At 60.4% G+C, this 24043-nt stretch carries 17 protein-coding genes and 1 other RNA gene; 6 read left to right on the forward strand and 12 right to left on the reverse strand.

What is annotated here, in order from left to right; genetic code table 11:
* The first annotated feature begins 89 nt into the window (after positions 1-89).
* Positions 90-1472, forward strand: a complete 1383-nt coding sequence (gene hemN, locus ACOYXE_RS13180; protein ID WP_160057085.1) for an oxygen-independent coproporphyrinogen III oxidase — start codon at positions 90-92, stop codon at positions 1470-1472.
* Here the strand turns inward: hemN and ACOYXE_RS13185 are convergent.
* Positions 1469-1951 (reverse strand): hypothetical protein, encoded by a 483-nt coding sequence (locus tag ACOYXE_RS13185; RefSeq protein WP_460929569.1) that lies wholly within the window; start codon positions 1949-1951, stop codon positions 1469-1471. The two genes, hemN and ACOYXE_RS13185, sit on opposite strands and share 4 nt — an antisense overlap.
* A 154-nt stretch (positions 1952-2105) precedes the next feature.
* On the opposite strand from ACOYXE_RS13185, the gene fnr reads away from it, so the two are divergent.
* A complete protein-coding gene (fnr, locus tag ACOYXE_RS13190) occupies positions 2106-2840 on the forward strand; it encodes a fumarate/nitrate reduction transcriptional regulator Fnr (RefSeq protein ID WP_007918332.1) in 735 nt (244 codons plus the stop codon).
* A gap of 78 nt (positions 2841-2918) precedes the next feature.
* Entirely contained in the window at positions 2919-3467 is a 549-nt protein-coding gene (locus tag ACOYXE_RS13195) for an adenine phosphoribosyltransferase (protein ID WP_460929571.1), read from the forward strand.
* A gap of 110 nt (positions 3468-3577) precedes the next feature.
* Here the strand turns inward: ACOYXE_RS13195 and ACOYXE_RS13200 are convergent, their stop codons facing one another.
* The 5 genes from ACOYXE_RS13200 to dnaX all read right to left on the reverse strand — a co-directional run bounded on the left by ACOYXE_RS13200 (position 3578) and on the right by dnaX (position 9378).
* Positions 3578-4726, reverse strand: a complete 1149-nt coding sequence (locus tag ACOYXE_RS13200; protein ID WP_160057083.1) for an acyl-CoA dehydrogenase family protein — start codon at positions 4724-4726, stop codon at positions 3578-3580.
* 157 nt (positions 4727-4883) lie between these two features.
* Positions 4884-5486, reverse strand: coding sequence for a recombination mediator RecR (recR, locus tag ACOYXE_RS13205; protein ID WP_007918335.1), 603 nt, complete (start codon positions 5484-5486; stop codon positions 4884-4886).
* 66 nt (positions 5487-5552) lie between these two features.
* Positions 5553-6587 (reverse strand): NADP-dependent oxidoreductase, encoded by a 1035-nt coding sequence (locus ACOYXE_RS13210; RefSeq protein WP_160057082.1) that lies wholly within the window; start codon positions 6585-6587, stop codon positions 5553-5555.
* A 262-nt stretch (positions 6588-6849) separates the two neighbouring features.
* On the reverse strand, positions 6850-7188 hold the full coding sequence (locus ACOYXE_RS13215; RefSeq protein WP_016984747.1) for a YbaB/EbfC family nucleoid-associated protein: 339 nt from the start codon (positions 7186-7188) through the stop codon (positions 6850-6852).
* Between the two features lie 66 nt (positions 7189-7254).
* Positions 7255-9378 (reverse strand): DNA polymerase III subunit gamma/tau, encoded by a 2124-nt coding sequence (dnaX, locus tag ACOYXE_RS13220; protein WP_460929575.1) that lies wholly within the window; start codon positions 9376-9378, stop codon positions 7255-7257.
* A gap of 145 nt (positions 9379-9523) precedes the next feature.
* Between dnaX and ACOYXE_RS13225 the strand changes: the two genes are divergently transcribed.
* A complete protein-coding gene (locus ACOYXE_RS13225) occupies positions 9524-10273 on the forward strand; it encodes a substrate-binding periplasmic protein (protein ID WP_460929577.1) in 750 nt (249 codons plus the stop codon).
* 196 nt (positions 10274-10469) lie between these two features.
* Here the strand turns inward: ACOYXE_RS13225 and ffs are convergent.
* From ffs to ACOYXE_RS13255, 6 genes are all read right to left on the reverse strand, one after another.
* An RNA gene (gene ffs / locus ACOYXE_RS13230) (signal recognition particle sRNA small type) lies at positions 10470-10566 on the reverse strand.
* A 134-nt stretch (positions 10567-10700) separates the two neighbouring features.
* Complete coding sequence (locus ACOYXE_RS13235; protein WP_460929579.1) at positions 10701-11864, reverse strand: zinc-binding metallopeptidase family protein; 1164 nt, start codon at positions 11862-11864, stop codon at positions 10701-10703.
* 169 nt (positions 11865-12033) lie between these two features.
* A complete protein-coding gene (gene ligA / locus ACOYXE_RS13240) occupies positions 12034-14391 on the reverse strand; it encodes an NAD-dependent DNA ligase LigA (RefSeq protein WP_160057078.1) in 2358 nt (785 codons plus the stop codon).
* A 160-nt stretch (positions 14392-14551) separates the two neighbouring features.
* Complete coding sequence (gene zipA / locus ACOYXE_RS13245; protein ID WP_160057077.1) at positions 14552-15415, reverse strand: cell division protein ZipA; 864 nt, start codon at positions 15413-15415, stop codon at positions 14552-14554.
* Positions 15416-15674: 259 nt separating this feature from the next.
* Complete coding sequence (gene smc, locus ACOYXE_RS13250; protein WP_460929582.1) at positions 15675-19163, reverse strand: chromosome segregation protein SMC; 3489 nt, start codon at positions 19161-19163, stop codon at positions 15675-15677.
* A gap of 2 nt (positions 19164-19165) precedes the next feature.
* Positions 19166-19825: a GntR family transcriptional regulator gene (locus ACOYXE_RS13255; RefSeq protein WP_160038949.1), complete on the reverse strand. Its 660-nt coding sequence runs from the start codon at positions 19823-19825 to the stop codon at positions 19166-19168.
* A gap of 268 nt (positions 19826-20093) precedes the next feature.
* Here ACOYXE_RS13255 and xdhA point away from each other — a divergent pair, with 268 nt between their 5' ends.
* A complete protein-coding gene (gene xdhA / locus ACOYXE_RS13260; protein ID WP_460929585.1) occupies positions 20094-21548 on the forward strand; it encodes a xanthine dehydrogenase small subunit in 1455 nt (484 codons plus the stop codon).
* The gene (gene xdhB / locus ACOYXE_RS13265; RefSeq protein ID WP_122597605.1) at positions 21541-23940 is read left to right on the forward strand and encodes a xanthine dehydrogenase molybdopterin binding subunit; all 2400 of its coding nucleotides are present in this window, start codon (positions 21541-21543) and stop codon (positions 23938-23940) included. Before xdhA ends, xdhB begins: the two co-directional genes overlap by 8 nt.
* The last annotated feature ends 103 nt before the right edge of the window (positions 23941-24043 follow it).

A 24043-nucleotide genomic window follows, 5' to 3' on the forward strand; every position in this document is an offset into this window, starting at 1 on the left:
GATCTTATGCTGTTGATGCAAATCAAGATGCCCCTGCGCGCCCTCCCCTAGACTCGCCACACTGCCAGCCTATCCGGGGGAATGCCCGCATGCTCGACGCCATTCGTTGGGACTCTGATCTGATCCGCCGCTACGACCTGGCGGGGCCGCGCTACACCTCTTATCCGACGGCCGTGCAATTTCACGGTCAGGTCGGTACCTTCGACCTGTTTCATGCCCTGCGCGACAGCCGCAAGGCCCTGCGCCCGTTGTCGCTGTACGTGCATGTGCCGTTCTGCGCGAACATTTGCTACTACTGCGCGTGCAACAAGGTCATCACCAAGGACCGAGGTCGCGCGGCGCCATATCTACAGCGGCTGGAGCAGGAAATCCAGTTGATCGCCTGCCACCTCGACCCGGCACAAAAAGTCGAGCAATTGCACTTTGGCGGCGGCACGCCGACCTTTCTCAGCCACGACGAACTGCGGCAGTTGATGGCGCACCTGCGCAAGCATTTCAATCTGCTGGACGACGACTCCGGCGACTACGGTATCGAGATCGACCCGCGCGAAGCCGACTGGTCGACCATGGGCCTGCTGCGCGAACTCGGCTTCAACCGGGTCAGCATCGGCCTGCAGGATCTCGATCCGGCGGTGCAGCGCGCGGTCAATCGCCTGCAGAGTCTGGAAGAAACCCGCGCGGTGATCGATGCCGCGCGCACCCTGCAGTTTCGCTCGATCAATATCGACTTGATTTACGGCTTGCCCAAGCAGACGCCGGAAAACTTCGCCCGCACCGTCGAGGAAGTGATCAGCCTGCAACCGGATCGGCTCTCGGTGTTCAACTATGCACACCTGCCGGAGCGCTTCATGCCGCAGCGGCGGATCAATGGCAATGAACTGCCGGCGCCCGCGCAGAAACTGGAAATGCTCGAGCGCACCATCGAACAGCTCACCGCCGCCGGCTATCGCTACATCGGCATGGATCACTTTGCCCTGCCCGACGATGAGCTGGCGATTGCCCAGGAAGAGCAAACCCTGCAACGCAACTTCCAGGGTTACACCACCCATGGTCATTGCGACTTGATTGGCTTGGGCGTGTCGGCCATCAGCCAGATCGGCGACCTGTACTGCCAGAACAGCAGCGACCTCAACGAGTACCAGAACACCCTCGCCGCCGCGCAACTGGCGACTAGCCGGGGCCTGGTGTGCAACGCCGATGATCGCTTGCGCCGTGCAGTGATTCAGCAACTGATCTGCAATTTCAGTCTGGAATTCGCCGAGATCGAGCAGCAGTTCAACATCGACTTTCAGGGGTATTTCGGCACGCTGTGGCCGCAGTTGCAAGGCATGGCCAGTGATGGCCTGATCGAACTGGATCGCGAGCGGATCGAAGTATTGCCAGCGGGACGTCTGCTGGTGCGCTCGGTGTGCATGGTGTTCGATGCGTATCTGGAGCAGCAGAACCGCCAGCGTTTCTCGCGGGTGATTTAGTTCTTCATCAGCAGCGAACCGACTTTCATATTCTGATCCGCCGTCAGGCCCGACTGCCCCACCACTTTGGACAAGGCCAGGTTGGCGGTGATCAGACCCGTATTCAACGCGGCGATGGCGCCGCGAAGAGCCGCGACCTTGTTGATTTTTTCTTCGTTGGAAAGGCGCTTGTCGGCCATGACCGCTTCGATAAGCGCCTTTTTCTCGGCAATCTGTTTTTGCAACTTGCGGATCATCTTCAGCAATTGCTGGATGTTCTCCGGCAATCCGCTGTCGTCGATGTCGCTGTTTTCACCACCGACACCGGCGGATTTTGCGATCGACGCACCGGACAGCGACACTTTGACGCCCTCGACCAAGGTCGGGGTTGCCTCTTCGGTCGAGTCTGGGTCGCGTGCATTGCCCGACGAAGCTTTAAACGTTTCCGGCACTGCCGCAACGTCGCTGCTACCGGGGCCCCGCGTGCCAATGGTGGCCATCGAAGCGTTCCTTGTATGCGTTCTGATACCTGTATATCGGCGGCTCGCTCTGCGGCTTTATGGCGGTGGGACAAAGTCGCCACAGACTGGCCTGAATGTCCTCCCGTGGGTTACCCTTACGGCTTATGTGTGTTTTCCCACAAGGATTAAAGAAATGTCCGAGCCAGTTAAACTGCGCGCTCACAACCAGGCCCATTGCAAGGATTGCAGCCTGGCCCCTCTCTGCCTGCCACTTTCTCTGAATCTGGAAGACATGGATGCGCTGGACGAAATCGTTAAACGTGGCCGCCCGCTGAAAAAAGGCGAGTTCCTGTTCCGCCAGGGCGACACGTTCGATTCCGTTTATGCAGTACGCTCCGGCGCCCTGAAGACCTTCAGCCTCAGCGACAGCGGCGAAGAGCAACTGACCGGTTTCCACCTGCCGAGCGAACTGGTCGGCCTGTCCGGCATGGACACTGAGAAACACCCAGTCTCCGCCCAAGCGCTGGAAACCACCTCGGTCTGCGAAATTCCGTTTGAACGCCTCGACGAATTGGCCCTGCAACTGCCGCAGCTGCGCCGCCAGTTGATGCGCGTGATGAGCCGGGAAATCCGCGACGACCAGCAAATGATGTTGCTGCTGTCGAAAAAAACCGCCGACGAGCGCATCGCCACCTTTCTGGTCAATCTGTCCGCGCGCTTCCGCGCTCGCGGCTTCTCGGCCAATCAGTTCCGCCTGAGCATGTCGCGCAATGAAATCGGCAACTATCTCGGTCTGGCCGTGGAAACCGTGTCTCGCGTGTTCACGCGCTTCCAGCAAAACGAGCTGATCGCCGCCGAGGGCAAGGAGATTCACATCCTCGACCCGATCCAGTTGTGCGCACTGGCCGGTGGCTCGATCGAAGGCTGATCTCGATCCGCGGTTGAGCGAAGCGTTTCAGCCGCGGGTATACTGCGCCGTTTGCAGCCCTGCCAGGACACCTCGACGATGGTCTTCGACTCCTTCGACATCAAATCGCTTATCCGCCCAGTGATCGACTTCCCGAAACCGGGCGTGATCTTTCGCGACATCACCCCGCTGTTCCAGTCGCCGACGGCCCTGCGCCTGGTGATGGACAGCTTCGCCCACCGCTACGTTGAAGCCGACTTCACCCACATCGGCGCGATGGATGCCCGTGGTTTCCTGATCGGTTCGGTGTTGACCTATCAGTTGAACAAGCCGCTGGTGCTGTTCCGCAAGCAAGGCAAACTGCCGGCGGACGTGTTGGCCGAAGGTTATGCGACCGAGTACGGCGAAGCGTTCCTGGAAGTACACGCCGACAGCCTGTGTGAAGGCGACTCGGTGGTGATGTTCGATGACTTGATCGCCACTGGCGGGACGTTGATTGCAGCCGCCAACCTGATTCGCCGCATGGGCGCGCGGGTGCATGAGGCGGCGGCGATCATTGATTTGCCGGAGCTGAACGGGTCGCAGCGGCTTGAGGACATGGGGATTCCTACCTTCTGCCTGACGCAGTTTGCCCTGACTGATAAGTAAGTAGCGCCTGTCAGACCGCTTTCGCGAGCAGGCTCGCTCCCACATTTGGAATGCATTCTCCTGTGGGAGCGAGCCTGCTCGCGAAGGCGTCGGGCGCCTCCACGCAAAACCTAAAGCCCCATCTGCTTGCTGATGATCTCGTTCATCACCTCCCGCGTCCCGCCGCCAATCGACAAGATGCGGTTATCCCGATACAGCCGTTCCACCAGACTCTCGCGCATATACCCCAGCCCGCCGAGAATCTGCACCGCCTCGGTGGTGATCCGGTCCGACGTGTCCGTGGCAAAATTCTTCGCCATGGAAATCTCCTTGATCACACTCTGCCCCGCCGCCATCTTCGCCGCTTGCCGATAGGTGAATTCCCGCGAGACCTCCAGCGCCGTGGCCATCTCGGCGAGGCGATGCTTGATCACCTGGAACTTGCCGATCGGCTTGCCGAACGCCTCACGCTCGCGCGCCCACTTCAGGCTCTCTTCCAACGCAAGCTGTGAGGTCATGTTGGCCATCAGCGCCAGCGCCAGTCGTTCGCTTTGAAAGTTGCCCATGATGCAGGCGAAGCCCATGTTTTCGGCACCGATCAGATTTCCCACAGGCACCCGGCAGTCGTCGAAAAACAATTCAGCCGTGTCCGACGCCCACCAGCCCATTTTCTTCAGCTGGCGACCAACGGTGAAGCCCGGCGTACCCTTCTCGATCAACAACAGGCTGATGCCGCCGAAACCCAGCGCACCGGTGCGCACCGCAACGGTGTAGAAATCGGCGCGTACGCCACTGGTGATAAAGGTTTTGCTGCCGCTGACCCGGTAGCAGTCACCGTCACGCACGGCGCGGGTTTGCAGGTTGGCGACGTCGGAGCCGCCGACGGGCTCGGTGACCGCCAGGGCGCTGATCTTCTCGCCGCTGAGCACTTGCGGCACAACACGCTCACGCACCTCGGGATGGGCCCATTTGACGATCGGCGGCAAGCCGATATCCAGCGAGCCGAGCCCCGCTACCAGGCCGCCAGAGCCGCAGCGCATCAACTCCTCGCTGGCGGCAACCTTGGCGAACAGATCGCCTTCATGGCTGCCTCCCAGCGTTTCGGGGTAACCAATGCCGAGGATGCCTGCCGCGCCAGCCTTCAGGTATAGCTCGCGGGGGAAGCTTTCGGCTTCTTCCCACTGATCGATGTCCGGCAGGATCTCGCGTTCGACGAAACGTCTGACGCTGTCGCGGACCAATTGGTGGCTGGGGTCGAAGTATTCCTGAAAGGCAGGCATGGGCGAGCTCCACGGAAGGGTTCGCCGAACTTAACCGAGCGCTTGCTTGGTTTACAAGATGCAGAAGATCAAAAGTTCGCAGCCTTCGGCAGCTCCTACATTGGAAATACGCGCTTCCCTGTAGGAGCTGCCGAAGGCTGCGATCCTTTGATTTTTATCAGAGGGAGATCGGTTTACGCCCGGCAAACGAATGCGCCAGCGTGCCGCCATCGACCAGCTCCAGCTCACCACCCAACGGCACGCCGTGGGCAATCCGCGAAGCGATCAGGCCTTTGTTGCTCAGCAGCTGTGCGATGTAATGCGCCGTCGCCTCACCTTCCACTGTCGGATTGGTGGCGAGAATGACTTCGGTAAACGTCCCCGCCTCTTCGATCCGCGTCATCAACTGCGGAATGCCGATCGCCTCAGGCCCGAGGCCATCAAGCGGCGACAAATGGCCCTTGAGCACAAAGTAGCGCCCACGGAAGCCGGTCTGCTCGACGGCATACACATCCATCGGCCCTTCGACCACGCACAGCAGCGTGTCGTCACGGCGGGTATCGGCGCATTGCGGGCACAGATCGTCTTCGGTCAGCGTGCGGCACTGGCGGCAGTGACCGACCCCTTCCATAGCCTGGCTGAGGGCCTGGGCCAGACGCAAACCGCCGCTGCGGTCACGCTCGAGCATCTGCAACGCCATGCGCTGGGCGGTTTTCTGACCCACGCCCGGCAAGGTGCGCAAGGCGTCGATCAGTTGGCGAATCAAAGGGCTGAAGCTCATGGGTAAAAAGTCCGACAAAACAACGAGACGCGGTTTATACCCGCGCCTCCGGCCAGCGTCAAATACTCAGTCCTGCGCGACCTTCACTACCAGTTTGCCGAAGTTGCGCCCCTCCAGCAGACCGATAAACGCCTCGGGTGCCTGCTCCAGGCCTTCCACCACGTCCTCGCGGAATTTGACCTTGCCATCGCGCACCCACGGCACCATGTGGCTGATGAATTCCGGCTGACGATCGCCGTAGTCGTCGAACACGATAAAGCCCTGAATGCGCACGCGCTTGGTCAGCAGTGTGCGTTGCAGCATTGGCAGGCGATCCGCGCCTTGCGGCGCTTCGGAGGCGTTGTAACCGGCGATCAGGCCACACAACGGAATGCGCGCCTTGGGGTTGAGCAACGGCATCACCGCATCGAACACATGACCACCGACGTTCTCGTAATAGATGTCGATGCCATCGGGGCAGGCCTTGGCCAATTGCTCAGCAAAATCGGGCGCCTTGTGATCGATGCAGGCATCGAAACCCAGCTCTTCGACCACGTATTTGCATTTGTCGGCACCGCCGGCCACGCCGACCGCGCGCAGGCCTTTGATCTTCGCCACTTGGCCGACCACCGAGCCCACCGCGCCGGACGCCGCAGCGACGACTAGCGTTTCGCCTTCTTTAGGCTGACCGATGTCCATCAAGCCCATGTACGCGGTCATGCCCGGCATGCCCAACACACCCAGCGCCATCGACGGGCTCGGCAGACCGGACGGAATCGGGATGATGTTACGGCCGTCGCTGATGCTGTGGCTTTGCCAACCGGTGGCGCCGACCACCAGATCGCCTTTATGAAACTTCGGATGACGTGAGTCCTCGACACGGCTGACAGCGCCACCGGTCATCACTTCGCCGATTTGCACCGGCGCAGCGTAGGACGGCGCGTCACTCATGCGTCCGCGCATATAGGGATCGAGGGACAGGTACAGGGTTTTCAGCAGTACTTCACCGTCCTGCAGATCCGGCAGCGCTTCGCGTTCGAGGCGGAAGTTTTCCGGGGTCGGCGCACCGACCGGGCGTGAGGCGAGGACAAAGCGCTGGTTGAGGGTGAGAGGTTCGGACATGTCAGCGTCTCCTGTGAAGGGTGAATTCAGCGGGTATAGAGCAGACCGTTGAGGCTTTTGCGCGTTCGATGTTTATTCAGGTGGACCGAGGTGAATTCATTCGCGAGCAGGCTCGCTCCCACAGGGGAATGCATTCCAGATGTGGGAGCGAGCCTGCTCGCGAAGGCGGCCTCAAAGACACCACACACCCAAGGGCCAGAAACAAAAATGCCAGGCGCAATGCCTGGCATTTTGTGTAGCTCATCTGCCGCCGATTGGCGAATCAGAATGGCAGTTTCATACCCGCTGGCAGGTTCATGCCGGCGGTCATGTTGCCCATTTTGTCCTGGCTGTTTTTTTCGATCTTGCGCACGGCGTCGTTGACGGCGGAAGCAATCACCGCTTCCAGCATTTCTTTGTCGTCTTCGCTCATGCCTTCAACCAGGCTTGGGTCGATGCTCACGCTTTTCACGTCGTGACGACCGGTCATCACCACGGTGACCATGTCGCCGCCGGCCTTACCGGTGACTTCGGCGTTGGCCAGTTCTTCCTGCATCTTGGCCATTTTTTCCTGCATCTGCTGCGCCTGCTTCATCAGGCCGGCCATGCCACCTTTCATCATGGGAATCACCTCAAAGTACTTGGATCAAAACAGCGCCCGGCCAGCAAGGCCGGGCACCTTCAGTTATTAGCCTTGGGCGACCAAGGCGTCGACAGGTTCAATAGTATCGTGTCGCACCACCGCGCCGAACTGCTGAACCATCTGCTGGATGAACGGATCGCCATGGATCGACTCTTCCGCTTCGCGCTGACGGTTGGCGCGCCGACGGGACGCGGCCTGGGCCGGGGTCTCCTGCTCGGGCTTGATCAGCTCGATGGTCAGGCTCAGCGTGCGACCGTGGAACTGGTTCAATGCGTCGTTCAGACGCCGCTGTTGCGTGGCGTTGAACAGCGCGCTGTGCGCCGGGTCGAGGTGCATCAGCCAATGGTCGCCATCGACCGCGATCAACGTGCAGTTGGCGGCGATGCTGCCGGTCATGCCGGAGATCGGCAGTTTCGGGAACAGCTCCAGCCATTGCAACGCCAAACCTGTGGCCGGCGCCGCAGCCGGTTCTGGCTCAGGTTCCGGGGCAGGCTCGGCGGCGTGTTCGCTGGCCAGTTCGTCGAGGTAGCTGTAGGCCGAATCCATGTCCGGCTCGATGTAGTCCTCGTCGAGCGGCGGCTCGTCGTCCATGTCGATGCCCGGTGTGGCGGCATCGACCTCGGCGACCGACGGCTCGGGAATCGGTGCGGCGGCCCATTCTGGAGCCTCCGGAACGACGCTGTCCGGGGTCGGCAACGGCATCGGCGGCAAATCGGGTTGCTCGGCGGTGGTTTCCAGTACCGGCTCGACGGCGGGTTGCTGCGCAGGCTCGGGCTCTGGCTCCGTCTCGGGCTCAGCCGGGTCATTCCACGGCAGGTCGACGACGGCTTCGGCGACGACGGCTTCGGCGACGACAGGCGCAGGTTCAGGTTCAGGTTCTGGCGCGGCAACGGGCGCAACCGGCGCGGGTTCGGGAGCCGGTGCAGGCGCTGGTACCGCCACGGGTGCCGGAGCTGGAGCCGGCGCAACAGCCGCAGCGACTACCGGCGCAGGTTTAGGCGCGGCAGCCACGGAGTTTGCGGAATCAACTGTGGCCTGGCTGATCCCCACTGGCTTTAGCGGTTGCCTCGGGGCGTCCGCGGTGTCGGCGGGCCGGAAAGCCAGCATCCGCAGCAGGACCATTTCGAAACCGCCACGCGGATCCGGCGCCAGCGGCAAATCTCGCCGACCGATCAGGCCCATCTGGTAATAAAACTGCACGTCTTCGGCCGGCAACGCCTGCGCCAAGGCCAGCACGCGATCGCGGTCACCGTGCCCGTTGTCGACACCTTCCGGCAACGCCTGAGCGATGGCCACGCGGTGCAACACGTTGAGAATTTCCGAGAGCACGCCGTTCCAGTCAGGGCCCTGTTCAGCCAAGTGACGCACCGCCTCAAGCAACGCCTTGGCATCGCCTTCGATCAACGAATGCAGGACGTCATAGACCTGACCGTGATCCAGCGTACCGAGCATTGCCCGCACGTCGGTGGCGAGCACCTTGCCTTCACCGAAGGCAATCGCCTGATCGGTCAGGCTCATGGCGTCACGCATCGAACCGTCAGCGGCGCGACCGAGCAACCACAGTGCATCGTCTTCGAACGGCACGTTTTCGGCGGTCAGGACGTGGGTCAAATGCTCGACCACACGCTCGGGCGTCATGTTCTTCAGCGAGAACTGCAGGCAGCGCGACAAAATCGTTGCCGGAAGTTTCTGCGGGTCAGTGGTCGCCAGAATGAACTTGACGTACGGCGGCGGCTCTTCGAGGGTTTTCAGCAGCGCATTGAAGGAATGGCTGGAAAGCATGTGCACTTCGTCGATCAGGTAGACCTTGAAGCGCCCACGGCTTGGCGCGTACTGCACGTTGTCGAGCAGTTCGCGGGTGTCTTCGACCTTGGTGCGGCTCGCGGCGTCGATCTCGATCAGGTCGACAAAGCGACCTTCGTCGATTTCACGGCACACCGAGCATTCGCCGCACGGGCTGGAAGTGATACCTGTCTCACAGTTCAGGCATTTGGCAATGATCCGCGCAATCGTGGTTTTACCCACCCCGCGCGTACCGGTGAACAGGTACGCGTGGTGCAGCCGCTGGCTGTCCAAGGCATTGATCAGAGCCTTGAGCACATGGGTCTGGCCGACCATTTCGCGGAACGAGCGCGGACGCCATTTACGTGCAAGAACCTGATAACTCATCGAAAACCGTCGCAGCGAAGGAAGCAGAAGCGGCTAATGCTAGCGGAGCAAAGGCAAAATTGCATCCGGTGTCCTCTTCTAATATGGCTAAGCTGCATCAGCAGAGGCTTTTATCGGCTCGGGATCGGGAATTACCGGAGCGTTTATGCGGTGGGCCGTGGGGGCGTTGTTGGGAATCAGCCTGAATGTGACGGCAGCGCAAACCCCGTTGCGCTTTGCCATGCCCGACAGCTGGGCGATGCCGATGGTGCAATACGAACGCGGCCGCCCGACCCAGGGCATCCTTTACGATCTGATGCTCAGCCTGGCCACGCAGGTTGGTGTACCGGCCGAATTTCACGTCCTGCCCCGCGCCCGTGTGCAGACGGCGATGGAGCACGGCGAGATCGACGTGCGCTGCTATGCCGCGCAGTCATGGCTGCCGAATCAGTCGGGGGACTACATCTGGAGTCTGCCGTTGTTCTTCCAGCGCGATCTGTTGATCAGCCGCAAGGATCAACCTGCCAGCGCCGATCCCGCTCACCTGCCCCGCCAATCCATCGGCACCGTGCTTGGCTACACCTACCCGACTCTGCAACCGTTGTTCGACGCTGACCGACTGCAACGCGAAGATGCGCGCAATCAGGAGCAGGTGTTGGAGAAGCTGCTGGCCGGGCGTTATCGGTATGCAGTGAGCAATCAGTGGACGCTGGACTGGTTTAACCAACGCTTGATGCCGGAGCAGCAACTGCAAGGGGTAGCGGTGTTGCAGGAGCAGAAAGTCGGGTGCTATGTGAGGAATGACCCGAAAGTGCCGGTGCAGCGGATATTGCGCACGTTGCTGCGGATGAAAATGTCGGGGGAGATTGATGAGATTATCCGGCTCTATACCGGGTCATCCGAAGCCACCCCATAACCCTTGTAGGAGTGAGCCTGCTCGCGATGGCGTCCTGTCTCCCAAACATGAGCTGACTGACCCACCGCCATCGCGAGCAGGCTCACTCCTACAGGGGATTTGTGTCGACCTGACAAATCGCAGACACAAAAAAACCGCAGTGGGCGAAACCCATGCAGTTCTGGTTGAAGCGTTCGATTGTTCGTTAAGGTGGTAACCCCACCAGCCACACCCCGGCACACAATGTTCCCGCTGTGGCTGCTGCCTTCCGGCTCTGACCAGGTTCACGGGTAATCGTTGCGGGGGGACCGATGGGGTCACCATAACGACGCTTGCCTGTCGGCGAGCCGCGCCATTGTACCTATCTGAGACGAAGTTACAACCGTTGGTTGCAGATTAAAAATATGAACGGGTTCAAGGACATAAAGATCGCAGCCTGCGGCAGCGCCTACAGGGCCAAAACCTCGTCCGCCCGGCCGCCCGCCTGCTGGATCACCAGATGAATGAAGTGCAACTTGGCAATCGCCGCCGCCGGCAGCACGAACGGGTAGAAATCCGGCTGACCCATGCTGCGTGACAGTTCATTGAGCATCCCCGCCAACTCGATCCACGCATTGACGAACGATAGGAACGCCTCGCCGCCGGGATGCTCCGGGTCGTACAGCGTGCTGGTCGGAAACGGCTGGTAATCAAAATCCATTTCCCGCGCGCTCATGCCAAAACCCAACGCGGTGTCCACGGCATCCATCATGTGCAGGTAATGCGCCCAGGTTTCCGCCCAGTCTTCCCAGGGATGCATGGTTGCGTAGGCGCTGACGTATTGCTGCGGCCAGTCCAGCGGCGCGCCTTGCTGATAGTGACGATCGAGCGCCTCGGCGTAACTGGCGCGTTCGTCGCCGAACAGGCTGCGGAATGAGCCGAGCCACGGGCCGTTGGCGATCAGGCGATCCCAGTAATAGTGGCCCACCTCATGGCGAAAATGTCCGAGCAGCGTGCGATACGGTTCGTGCATCTGCGCCCTCACCTGCTCGCGGTGGGCATCGTCGGCTTCTTTGATGTCGAGGGTGATCAGGCCGTTGGCGTGGCCGGTCATCGGCGCGTTGCCTTCGAGGTCGACGCCGATGAAATCGAAGGCCAGCCCGGTGTCTTCATCCACGCTCTTCGGGATGACCTGCAAGCCGAGGGTGATCAGTTGTGCGACAAGACGACGCTTGGCGATTTCGACTTTGCGCCAGCGTTCGGGGTTGTCCGGATCGGACAGGTCGGGGATGGTGCGATTGAGGCTGCAAGCGATGCACAGGCTGTCGTGATCGTTGGCCGGCAGCAGCCAGTTGCACGCGGCGGCTGTGTCGAGGTTGGCGCAGCGGCGGAACAATCCGGCGTCGGGATCGGCGTCGAGCGTCCAGCTGCCCTCGTACGGGCCCGGTTGCAGCGAAGTCAGACGACTTTCTTCCGGTTGATAACCGAGCAAAGCGTTACAGGCCAGGCACTGGCTGTTGCGAAAGAACAGCGACTGGCCGCAGCGGCACGGCCAGACTTTGCTGTTGCGTGAGGATTCGCCCATGAACGGCGCGATGATGCGGGAACTGAGCTGCTCGAAAAAACGGTGCATGGCGATCTCTCCCTGGGGCTTGCCAAGACTAGATCATTCCCGTGACAACATCGTTCCCGCGCTGTGTTTGGGATAAATCAAAAGATCGCAGCCTGCGGCAGCTCCTACAGGAGATCAATGTGCTAGACACTAACCCCAAGGAGCTGCCGCAGGCTGCGATCTTTTGATCTTAAACGGCGACGCCGTGAGTTTTGAGGAACGCGATGAAAGTTTCTTCGTCCATCACTTTCACGCCCAACTCATTGGCCTTGGTCAGTTTGGAACCGGCGCCGGGGCCTGCGACCACACAATGGGTCTTCGCCGACACCGAACCCGCGACCTTGGCGCCCAGGCTTTCCAGATGCTCCTTGGCGACATCGCGGCTCATCAACTCGACCTTGCCGGTCAGCACCCAGGTTTCGCCGGACAGTGGCAAGCCTTCCACGACTTTCCTCTCGCTCTGCCAGTGCATGCCGAAATCACGCAGTTGTTTCTCAGATGCCTCAGCCAGTTGCCGATGCTCAGGCAACGCAAAAAACTCTCGCACCGAATTCGCCTGTTTCTCCGGCAATGCCTGACGCATGTCCAGCCAGTCCGCATCCATCACCGCTTCCAGCGAGCCAAACTTGTCCGCCAGTTTCTGCGCGCCACCGGGGCCGACCGACGGAATGTGCAGCTTGTCGAGGAAGCCACCCAGCGTCGTGCTGGCAGCAAACTCGGCGCCCAGCTCACCCTGATCCTGAATCTGCAAACCATGCCCCAGCAACTCGGCAATCACCTGCTGGTTATGCGCATCCTCAAAGAAGCTGTGAATCTCGTGCGCCACTTCCAAGCCGACATCCGGCAGGTAGGTCAGCACTTGCGGCAGCGCCTGCTGCACACGCTCCAGCGAACCCAGCGAGCGCGCCAGCACCTTGGCCGTCTCTTCGCCGACATCGGGAATCCCCAGCGCATAGATGAAGCGCGCCAGCCCCGGCTTCTTGCTGTCCTCAATGGCTGCCAACAGTTTGTTGCTGGAGACTTCGGCAAAGCCTTCCAGATCGACGATATCGTCAAACTTCAGCGCATACAGATCAGCCGGCGAATTGACTAAACCTTCATCGACCAGTTGCTCGACACTCTTGTCGCCCAGCCCTTCGATATCCATCGCCCGACGCGAAACGAAATGAATGATCGCCTGCTTCAGTTGTGCGCCGCAGGCCAGACGGCCGACGCAGCGATACACCGCGCCTTCGCTGACGGTTTCTTTGCCTTTGCTGCGCTTGACCAGTTGCGTGCGCTCGACGTGTGAGCCACAGACCGGACAGCTCTCGGGAATCGCCACCGGCCGTGCGTTTTCCGGGCGGCGCTCCAGAACCACCTGCACCACCTGCGGAATCACATCACCGGCGCGGCGGATAATCACGGTGTCGCCGATCATCAGGCCCAGACGCGCGACTTCATCCATGTTGTGCAGCGTGGCGTTGGCCACGGTGACGCCAGCGACCTTGACCGGTTTCAATCGTGCCACCGGCGTAACAGCGCCAGTACGGCCAACCTGAAACTCGACGTCGAGCAGTTCGGTGAGTTCTTCCATCGCCGGGAATTTATGCGCAATCGCCCAGCGCGGCTCACGGGCACGGAAGCCCAGTTCACGCTGATCGGCAATGCTGTTGACCTTGAACACCACGCCATCGATTTCATACGTCAGCGAGTTACGGCGCGCGCCAATGTCGCGGTAGTAATCCAGACATTCGTCGATGCCCTTGGCCAGCTTCAGCTCGTGACTGATCGGCATGCCCCACTGCTGCAACTGCTTGAGGTTGCCGATGTGGGTGTCGGCAATATCGTGGGAAACCTGACCGATGCCGTAGCAGCAGAATTCCAGCGGACGGTTGGCGGTGATCTTCGAATCGAGCTGGCGCAAGCTGCCGGCGGCGGCGTTGCGCGGGTTGGCGAAGGTCTTGCCACCGACTTCCAGCTGCGAGGCGTTCAGGCGCTCGAAACCGGCCTTGGACATGAACACTTCACCGCGTACTTCCAGCGTCGCCGGCCAGCCTTCGCCATGCAGCTTCAGCGGAATGTTGCGCACGGTGCGCACGTTGACGCTGATGTCTTCGCCGGTGGTGCCGTCGCCGCGTGTGGCGCCACGTACCAGCACACCGTCCTGATAGAGCAGGCTGACCGCCAGGCCATCGAGCTTTGGCTCGCAGCTGTATTCCACCGCCGCGCCGCCGCCAAACAGATCACCTGCAGGGATATCCAGCCCCTCGGTGACGCGGCGATCGAACTCGCGCATGTCGCTTTCTTCGAAGGCGTTGCCGAGGCTGAGCATCGGCACTTCGTGACGCACCTGAGTGAACGCGGTGAGCGCCACGCTGCCGACGCGCTGGGTCGGCGAGTCGCTGGTAATCAGCTCCGGATTGGCCGCTTCCAGCGCCTTGAGCTCGTGGAACAACCGGTCGTACTCGGCGTCCGGAATGCTCGGCTCGTCGAGGACATGGTAACGGTAGTTGTGTTGATCGAGTTCAGCGCGTAGCTCGAGAATGCGGTTTTTCGCGGCGGTCATGGGTGTTCTCTCATAAAGCAAAAGAGCAGCCGAGGCTGCTCTAATTCATCTATCTGTGGCAGCAGAAGCAAAAGATCGCAGCCTTCGGCAGCTCCTACAGAAATAGCATTCCTGTAGGAGCTGTCGAGTGAAACGAGGCTGCAATCTTTTGATCTTGGCCTTAGCGCTTCTGGGTCAGGGCGCGACGTTCGAATTCAACGATGCGCTGACGGTAGTGCTCAATCGTCTGCGCGGTCAGAACACTGCGCTGGTCATCTTTCAGCTCGCCGTTGAGTTCCTGCGACAACTTGCGGGCTGCCGCCACCATCACGTCGAAGGCCTGCTTCGGGTGACGCGGGCCTGGTAGGCCGAGGAAGAAGCTCACCGCCGGAGTGCTGAAATGGTCGATGTCGTCCAGATCGAAGATACCCGGCTTGACCGCATTGGCCATGGAGAACAGCACTTCACCGTTACCGGCCATGCTTTCGTGGCGATGGAAGATATCCATCTCGCCAAAACGCAGACCGCTTTCGAGAATGTTCTGCAACAGCGCCGGGCCTTTGAAGCCGGCAGCGTCGCGGCAGATCACGCTGATCACCAGCACTTCTTCAGCTTGCGGCTGATCCTTGTCGACCACCGCCGGCGATGGCTTGCTGTCTTCGGCGAAATCGTCGTCACGGCTGCTGAAGCTCGGGCCGCCGTCCAGATCCAGGTCGAGGTTCAAGTCGCCCTGAGCCGGACCGTTGCTGCCACGCTTGCCACGTTTCGAGCCGGATTCGCGAGGCTCGCGTGCTTCGCGGGCCGGCATGCTCACCGACGGCAGGTCGTGTTCGTCCAGCTGTGGTTCTTTATGGTTGTCCAGAACACGGGCCGGGCCCAACAGCTCAGCGCTGGTGTCCTCGTCCGGCAGGTTGGACAGACTTCGGTCAAGACGGAATTTCAGTTTTCCCTTGCCGCCGCGCATACGGCGCCAGCCATCGAAAAGAATACCGGCTATCACAATGATGCCGATGACGATCAGCCACTCGCGCAGACCGATTTCCATGTAATCCCGTGCCTCTATAAAAAATGCTGAAAAATAAGGGGTTTACATTGTGCAAACCGCTTTAAAACGTGGCGCCAACTCTATGTTCTGACAGGCGTTTTGCCCACGTATACGAAAAATTGACATTAAACTAGCACGACCAAAGACAACTTTACACCGTCTGTCTCATTGGCTTGCGCGAATATGTCGATTGGCCAGCAAGTCGAACCCGGTAAAAAAGTCCTACAACCCTCAATTACCTTTCCGACACCACGCTGGCTCAGGCGTCCACCATCGCCATCGCCTCCTCGACATCCACGGCTACCAGTCGCGAACAACCCGGCTCATGCATCGTCACGCCCATCAACTGCTCGGCCATTTCCATGGCGATCTTGTTGTGGGTGATATAGATGAACTGCACGGTCTGCGACATCTCTTTGACCAAGCGTGCGTAGCGTCCAACGTTAGCGTCATCCAGTGGCGCGTCAACCTCATCGAGCATGCAGAACGGCGCCGGGTTCAATTTGAAGATGGCAAAAACCAGTGCCAGTGCGGTCAGGGCTTTTTCCCCGCCGGAGAGCAAATGGATGGTGCTGTTCTTCTTCCCAGGCGGCTGCGCCATGATCGTTACCCCTGTATCGAGTAGATCTTCGCCCGTCAGTTCCAAATACGCCCGTCCACCACCGAAAACTTTTGGAAAAAGCGCCTGTAAACCGCCATTGATCTGATCAAAGGTATCTTTGAAGCGATTACGAGTTTCCTTGTCGATCTTGCGAATGACGTTTTCCAGGGTCTCCAGCGCTTCGACCAGATCGGCGTCTTGAGCATCCAGATAACGTTTACGCTCGGACTGTTGCGTGTATTCATCGATGGCCGCGAGGTTGATCGCGCCCAGGCGCTGAATCCGCGCGTTGATGCGTTCGAGTTCTTCTTCGGCTTCGCGTTCACTGGCTTGCGCGGTTAATGTCGCGAGCACGCCGTTGAGATCGTAGCCGTCTTCGAGCAGTTGATCCTGCAAGGCCTTGCGGCGCACGGTCAGGGCTTGCCATTCCATGCGCTGCTGTTCGAGCTGGCCACGAATCAACTGCGATTGCTGCTCGGCCTGAGTCCGGCGTTTTTCCGCGTCGCGCAGTTCGCGGTCGGCATCTTCGAGGGCGATCTGCGCGGTTTTCAGTTCTTCGTCGACGGTCATGCGCTTGTCGAGCAGTTCTTCGAGTTTCAGGCGCAGCTCTTCCAGCGGTGCCTCGCCCTCCTCCAGGTTCAGACTCAACTGTTCGCGTTTTTCGGTGAGGCGCTCGGCCTGCATTTCCAGACGTTCCAGCGCCTGACGCGTGGAGTCGTGCTGCGCGCGCAAAGAGCCAAGACGCACGGCCAATTGATGCGCATGATCCTTGTGCTGCCGCGCTTCCTGACGCACGCGGTCGAGGCGTTCGCGCAGGCTGTCACGCTGGGCCAGCAGCAACTCGCGCTGCTCGGTGTCCAGCGCCATGGCGTCCAGCGCGTCCTGCAATTGCATGCGCGCTTCGCCGATTTGTTCGTGCTCGAGTTCGCGCTGTTCGCCGAGTTCGACCAGTTCTTCATCGAGGCGTTTGCGGCGCAAGGTCAGCTGTTCGGCCTTGGCTTTGCCGGCGGACAGCTGTGCTTTCAACTCGCCCTGCTGACGCGCTTCGTCTTGCAGCAAACGGCGCAAATGTTCGCGGCCGTTTTCCTGCTGACGCTGTTGCGCACGCAGGGTTTGCAGACGGGTTTCCATCGCCTCGACGGTGGCTTCTTTCTCTTCACGCTCAAGATGCAGCGCTTCGATTTCCTGGCCACGGGCGAGCATGCCGCTTTCCGCTTCGCTGGCCCGACGCACGCGTAAAAAGTGCCGACCGACCCAGTAACCGTCACGACTGATCAGGCTCTCACCAGCGCTCAATTGCCCGCGCAAAGCCAAGGCCTGTTCGAGGCTGTCGACCGGTTTGACCTGACCCAGCCACGGCGACAGATCGATCTGCGCGTCGACCTTATCGAGCAGGCTGCCCGCCACGCGCACGCCATCGCTGGCCGGGCTGAGCAGGCGCAGATCGCCTTGGGTGAACCCGGATAAATCGAAGCCACTGAAGTCGTCGACCAGCACCGCTTGCAGGTCAGCGCCGAGCACGGTTTCCACCGCCAGTTCCCAACCTGCTTCAACCTTCAGGCCTTCGGCAAGACGCGGGCGCTCGGCGAGGTGGTGTTCCTTCAGCCATTCGGCGGTGCCGGTGCCTGGATCGAGCGCGGCTTGTTGCAAGGCTTCGAGGGACGCGAGGCGACCGTTGAGGCGCTGCAAATCGCCCTGCGCCTGTTGCTGCGCGGTCAGTGCTTGCTGCAACTCCTGACGCAATTGTTCGAGTTTTTCGACTTGGGCTTCTTCGCTGGTCTGCAAATCTTCGAGGGTCGCTTCGGACTCGGCGAGCTGCTCGTTGAGTTCCATTATCGCCGCGTCTTCTGGATCAGCCGAGAGCAACGCGCGCTCTTCGCCGAGGCGTTTCTGCCGGTCAGCGAGGCGCTCCATGCTGGTTTCCAACTGCTGGATGCGCGACTGTTGCACTTCGGCCTGACGACGCGGTTCGGCGGCGGTCAGGTTGAAGGCGTCCCACTGCTCCTGCCAGCCGTGCATGACGGATTCGGAATCCTCCAGCGCAGCGGCGGCTTCTTCGGCGGCGGCGCTGGTGACTTCCTGCTCGGGGGTAAGCATGTCCAGCTCTTCGCCGAGGGTCAGTAGCAACGTGCGGTCGTGGCCCAGATGCGACTCGGTTTCGAGGCGTGCGCGTTCGGCTTCTTTCAAGTCGTCCTGCAACTGCCGCAGACGTTGCTGGCCGTGCTGGATGCTTTGCTCGACCCGGGCAATATCGCCGCCGACCGAATAGAAGCGCCCTTGCACCAGATTGAAGCGTTCGGACAGGTCATGGTGCCCGTCACGCAGGCGTTCGATGGCCGCATCGGCATTGCGCTGCTCAGCGACCAAGGCTTCGAAACTGATTTCCTGGGTGCCGATGATCGACTCGCGCTGGCCGACCTGATCGTTGAGATCCTGCCAGCGCAGGGCCGACAGTTGCGCCTTGAGCTGGCGCTCCTCGGCTTTGAATTCCTGATACTTCTTCGCCGCTTCGGCCTGGCGGTGCAGGCGTTCGAGTTGCCGTTCCAGCTCATCGCGCAGGTCAGTCAGACGCGCGAGGTTTTCGTGGGTGCGGCGGATACGGTTTTCGGTCTCGCGGCGGCGCTCCTTGTACTTGGAGATGCCGGCCGCTTCTTCGATGAAATTACGCAGGTCTTCGGGCTTGGATTCGATCAGCTTGGAGATCATCCCCTGCTCGATGATCGAATAGCTGCGTGGGCCAAGACCGGTGCCAAGGAAGATATCGGTGATGTCGCGGCGCCGGCATTTGGTGCCGTTGAGGTAATAAGTGGTCTGGCTGTCGCGGGTGACTTTGCGGCGAATCGAGATCTCGGCGTAGGCCGCGTATTCGCCCAGCAGCGTGCCGTCGGAGTTGTCGAAGACCAGCTCGATACTCGCCTGACTCACCGGTTTGCGACTGGTCGAACCGTTGAAGATGACGTCGGTCATCGACTCGCCACGGAGGTTCTTCGCCGAACTCTCGCCCATCACCCAGCGTACGGCGTCGATGATGTTCGACTTGCCGCAACCGTTCGGCCCGACGACCGCCGCCATGTTACTGGGGAAGTTCACCGTGGTCGGGTCGACGAAGGATTTGAATCCCGCCAGTTTGATGCACTTGAGCCGCACGCTTAGGCAACCGTCAGGGCAGAAACCACCAGATCGCAGCTGCGCTGGGCGTAAGCCGTCAGCACGATGCGGATCTGCGGCAAATCACGGGCGAGCACAGCGGCCAGCAAGCGTTCGAACAGTTCGAGGAACTCGCTCATTGAGGCCTTGCGCTGTTCGAGGGCGAGAAAGTAGGCACGACTCATCGCCGGCTGCAGGTTCTCGACGGTTTCTTGCAGGTAAGGATTGTTGGCGAACGGATAAGCGGCGCGCATCACCGCGAAGCTGTCGTCGACAAAGCTGCGGATGTCCTGACGCTCGTAGCTGGCGGTCAAGCGCTGCTGGATCTGCACGAACGGCGCCATGTCCGACTGCACTTGCCAGCCATTGGCCACCGAGTTGCCAAGCAGGATGTACAGCTCGCTCATCAGCGTGCACAGGCTCTGCACCTTGTGCGGCGTCAGCTCGGTAACGTGCGCGCCACGGCGCGGCAGGATCGCGATCAGGTGACGGCGTTCGAGGATCAGCAAGGCTTCGCGGACCGAACCGCGGCTGACATTCAGTGCCAGCGTGACCTTCTGTTCCTGGATGCGCTCTCCCGGCTTCATTTCGCCACGAATGATGCGTTCGGCGAGGTGGTGAGCGATTTGCTCGGCGAGGCTGTCCGGCGCCTTGAACGTCATGGTTGTCCTTCAAACTCTATCGATCTGCACAAGCGGCGCAGTGTAGCGCAAATGCACGGTCATGGCGGAGTGCCCACTCAGCGGTTTTTGGCACGATTCCCGCAAAAAAGCAGGAGATCCGATGTGGGTCAATACTGAATAGACACGTTGTTGATCGACGAAATACACTTTCCTGACCTTTAAGTCAGAAAACCATTGACCGAAAAGTCAGACCTGCTAAATTCGGCTCAAGTCGGTTAACAACAATAATGAGTCTGCGAGGCCTTCCGTGATCCAGTTTTTACTTAACCAGGAACTCCGTAGCGAGCACGCCCTGGACCCGAATCTGACTGTGCTCAATTACCTGCGTGAACACGTCGGTAAATCCGGCACCAAAGAAGGTTGCGCCAGCGGTGACTGCGGCGCCTGCACCGTGGTGGTCGGCGAGTTGCAAACGGATGACGCTGGCCGCGAACACATTCGCTATCGCAGCCTCAATTCGTGCCTGACCTTTGTTTCGTCGCTGCACGGCAAACAACTGATCAGCGTCGAAGACCTCAAGCACAAAGGCGAACTGCACAGCGTGCAGAAAGCCATGGTCGAGTGCCACGGCTCGCAGTGCGGTTTCTGCACCCCCGGTTTCGTCATGTCGCTGTTCGCCCTGCAAAAGAACAGCGATGCACCGGATCACGCCAAGGCCCACGAAGCGCTGGCCGGCAACCTCTGCCGCTGCACCGGTTACCGCCCTATTCTGGCGGCTGCCGAGCAATCGTGCTGCGGCAAGCAAACGGATCAGTTCGATGCCCGCGAAGCGGAGACCATCTCGCGCCTCAAAGCCATTGCCCCGACCGATATCGGTGAACTCAACAGCGGCGACAAACGCTGCCTGGTGCCGCTGACCGTCGCCGATCTGGCCGACCTCTACGATGCTTATCCACAAGCGCGTCTGCTCGCCGGCGGTACCGATCTGGCACTGGAAGTCACCCAGTTTCACCGCACCCTGCCGGTGATGATCTACGTCGGCAACGTCGCGGAAATGAAGCGCATCGACACCTTCGAAGACCGCATTGAAATCGGCGCCGCCACCGCCCTCTCCGATTGCTACGAAGCGTTGAACGCCGAGTACCCGGACTTCGGCGAGTTGCTGCACCGCTTCGCCTCGCTGCAGATCCGCAACCAGGGCACCCTCGGCGGCAACATCGGCAACGCCTCGCCGATCGGTGACTCGCCACCGCTGCTGATCGCCCTCGGCGCGCAGGTTGTGCTGTGCAAGGGCGAAACCCGCCGCACCCTGAACCTTGACGATTACTTCATCGATTACAAAGTCACTGCCCGTCAGGAAAGTGAGTTCATCGAGAAGATCATCGTCCCGCGCGCCAGCGCCGAGCAGTTGTTCCGTGCCTACAAAGTCTCCAAGCGTCTGGACGACGACATCTCCGCCGTCTGCGCCGCCTTCAACCTGCGCGTCGAAAACGGCGTGATCACCGATGCGCGCATGGCCTTCGGCGGTATGGCTGCGATCCCGAAACGCGCTGCCCACTGTGAAGCCGCGCTGATCGGTGCGCCGTTCAACAACGCCGTGGTCGAACGCGCCTGCGCTGCCCTGGCGGAAGATTTCACCCCGCTCTCGGACTTCCGCGCCAGCAAGGAATATCGCCTGCTCAGCGCGCAGAACCTGCTGCGCAAATACTTCATCGAACTGCAAACACCGCACATCGAGACTCGGGTGACCGCTTATGTCTAACCATCACGGCGTAGAGAAAACTCAAGCTGAACTGGCTGAACTGTTCGCCAAGGATTTGACCTCCGGTGTCGGCCGCAGCGTCAAGCACGACAGCGCCGCCAAGCACGTGTCCGGTGAAGCGCAGTACATCGATGACCGCCTGGAGTTTCCGAACCAACTGCACCTGTATGCACGCATGTCGGACCGCGCCCACGCGAAAATCATCAGCATCGATACCTCGCCGTGCTACGCCTTCGAGGGCGTGCGCATCGCCATCACCCACGAAGACGTGCCAGGCCTGAAAGACATCGGCCCGTTGATGCCGGGCGATCCGCTGCTGGCCATCGATGACGTGCAGTTCGTCGGTCAACCGGTGCTTGCCGTCGCCGCGAAGGATCTGGAAACCGCGCGCAAAGCCGCGATGGCGGCGATCATCGAATACGAAGACCTCGAACCTGTGCTCGACGTGGTTGAGGCCCTGCGCAAACGCCACTTCGTGCTCGACAGCCACACCCACCAGCGCGGCGATTCCGCCTCTGCGCTGGCCACTGCTGAACACCGCATTCAAGGCACGCTGCACATCGGCGGTCAGGAACACTTTTACCTGGAGACGCAAATCTCCTCGGTAATGCCCACCGAAGACGGCGGCATGATCGTCTACTGCTCGACGCAGAACCCGACCGAAGTGCAGAAACTGGTCGCCGAAGTACTCGACGTGTCGATGAACAAAATCGTCGTCGACATGCGCCGCATGGGCGGTGGTTTCGGCGGCAAGGAAACTCAAGCTGCGAGTCCGGCGTGCCTGTGTGCCGTGGTCGCGCACCTCACCGGCCAGCCGACCAAGATGCGTCTGCCGCGTGTTGAAGACATGCTGATGACCGGCAAGCGTCACCCGTTCTACGTCGAATACGACGTCGGCTTCGACAGCACCGGACGCCTGCACGGGATCAACATGGATCTGGCCGGCAACTGCGGCTGCTCGCCGGACTTGTCCGCCTCGATCGTTGACCGGGCGATGTTCCACTCCGACAACTCGTACTACCTCGGCGATGCGACCATTAACGGTCACCGCTGCAAGACCAACACCGCGTCGAACACTGCTTACCGTGGTTTCGGTGGCCCACAAGGCATGGTCGCGATCGAAGAAGTGATGGACGCGATTGCCCGTCACCTGCAGCTTGATCCGCTCGCGGTACGCAAGGCCAACTACTATGGCAAGACCGAACGCAACGTCACCCATTACTATCAGACCGTCGAGCACAACATGCTCGAGGAAATGACCGCCGAACTGGAAGAAAGCAGCCAGTATCACGAGCGTCGCGAAGCGATCCGTCGCTACAACGCCAACAGCCCGATCCTGAAAAAAGGCCTGGCGCTGACCCCGGTTAAATTTGGTATTTCCTTCACCGCGAGTTTCTTGAACCAGGCCGGTGCGCTGATTCACATCTACACCGACGGCAGCATCCACCTGAACCATGGCGGCACCGAAATGGGTCAGGGCCTGAACACCAAAGTCGCGCAGGTCGTGGCCGAAGTGTTCCAGGTTGAAATCGATCGCGTGCAGATCACCGCGACCAACACCGACAAGGTGCCGAACACCTCGCCGACAGCGGCGTCCAGCGGCGCTGACCTGAACGGTAAAGCGGCGCAGAACGCGGCGGAAATCATCAAGAAACGCCTGATCGAATTCGCTGCACGTCACTTCAAAGTCACTGAAGAAGACGTTGAATTCCACAACGGCCACGTGCGTGTTCGTGACCATATCCTGACCTTTGAAGCGCTGATTCAGCAGGCGTATTTCAATCAGGTGTCGCTATCGAGCACCGGGTTCTACAAGACGCCGAAGATCTACTACGACCGCAGCCAGGCGCGTGGCCGTCCGTTCTACTACTTCGCCTTCGGCGCGGCGTGCTGCGAAGTGATCGTCGACACCCTGACCGGCGAATACAAAATGCTGCGTACCGACATCCTTCACGACGTCGGCGCCTCGCTGAACCCGTCCATCGACATCGGTCAGGTCGAAGGTGGCTTCATTCAGGGCATGGGCTGGCTGACCATGGAAGAGCTGGTCTGGAACAACAAAGGCAAGCTGATGACCAACGGCCCGGCCAGCTACAAGATTCCGGCGGTGGCGGACATGCCGCTCGACCTGCGGGTGAAGCTGGTGGAAAACCGCAAGAACCCGGAAGACACGGTGTTCCATTCCAAGGCTGTCGGTGAACCGCCGTTCATGCTCGGGATTGCCTCGTGGTGTGCGATCAAGGATGCGGTGGCGAGTCTCGGTGATTACAAGCATCAGCCGCAGATCGATGCGCCGGCTACGCCGGAGCGAGTGTTGTGGGGTTGCGAGCAGATGCGTCAGTTGAAAGCGGTGAAAGCCGTTGAAGCTGAAACCGAGTTGGCTCCGCTCTAAAGACCGAGGCGCGGCCATTCGCGAGCAGGCTCGCTCCCACAGGGGAATGCATTCCAAATGTGGCAGCGAGCTCGCTCGCGAAGAGGCCCGAACAGACAACGAT

It is taken from the genome of Pseudomonas sp. MC6, from assembly GCF_054790575.1.

Bases quoted from the DNA above. Each gene is read 5' to 3' on its own strand.
- hemN (WP_160057085.1), top strand. From the start codon at position 90: ATGCTCGACGCCATTCGTTGGGACTCTGATCTGATCCGCCGCTACGAC.
- ACOYXE_RS13185 (WP_460929569.1), bottom strand. From the start codon at position 1,951: ATGGCCACCATTGGCACGCGGGGCCCCGGTAGCAGCGACGTTGCGGCA.
- fnr (WP_007918332.1), top strand. From the start codon at position 2,106: ATGTCCGAGCCAGTTAAACTGCGCGCTCACAACCAGGCCCATTGCAAG.
- ACOYXE_RS13195 (WP_460929571.1), top strand. From the start codon at position 2,919: ATGGTCTTCGACTCCTTCGACATCAAATCGCTTATCCGCCCAGTGATC.
- ACOYXE_RS13200 (WP_160057083.1), bottom strand. From the start codon at position 4,726: ATGCCTGCCTTTCAGGAATACTTCGACCCCAGCCACCAATTGGTCCGC.
- recR (WP_007918335.1), bottom strand. From the start codon at position 5,486: ATGAGCTTCAGCCCTTTGATTCGCCAACTGATCGACGCCTTGCGCACC.
- ACOYXE_RS13210 (WP_160057082.1), bottom strand. From the start codon at position 6,587: ATGTCCGAACCTCTCACCCTCAACCAGCGCTTTGTCCTCGCCTCACGC.
- ACOYXE_RS13215 (WP_016984747.1), bottom strand. From the start codon at position 7,188: ATGATGAAAGGTGGCATGGCCGGCCTGATGAAGCAGGCGCAGCAGATG.
- dnaX (WP_460929575.1), bottom strand. From the start codon at position 9,378: ATGAGTTATCAGGTTCTTGCACGTAAATGGCGTCCGCGCTCGTTCCGC.
- ACOYXE_RS13225 (WP_460929577.1), top strand. From the start codon at position 9,524: ATGCGGTGGGCCGTGGGGGCGTTGTTGGGAATCAGCCTGAATGTGACG.
- ACOYXE_RS13235 (WP_460929579.1), bottom strand. From the start codon at position 11,864: ATGCACCGTTTTTTCGAGCAGCTCAGTTCCCGCATCATCGCGCCGTTC.
- ligA (WP_160057078.1), bottom strand. From the start codon at position 14,391: ATGACCGCCGCGAAAAACCGCATTCTCGAGCTACGCGCTGAACTCGAT.
- zipA (WP_160057077.1), bottom strand. From the start codon at position 15,415: ATGGAAATCGGTCTGCGCGAGTGGCTGATCGTCATCGGCATCATTGTG.
- ACOYXE_RS13255 (WP_160038949.1), bottom strand. From the start codon at position 19,825: ATGACGTTCAAGGCGCCGGACAGCCTCGCCGAGCAAATCGCTCACCAC.
- xdhB (WP_122597605.1), top strand. From the start codon at position 21,541: ATGTCTAACCATCACGGCGTAGAGAAAACTCAAGCTGAACTGGCTGAA.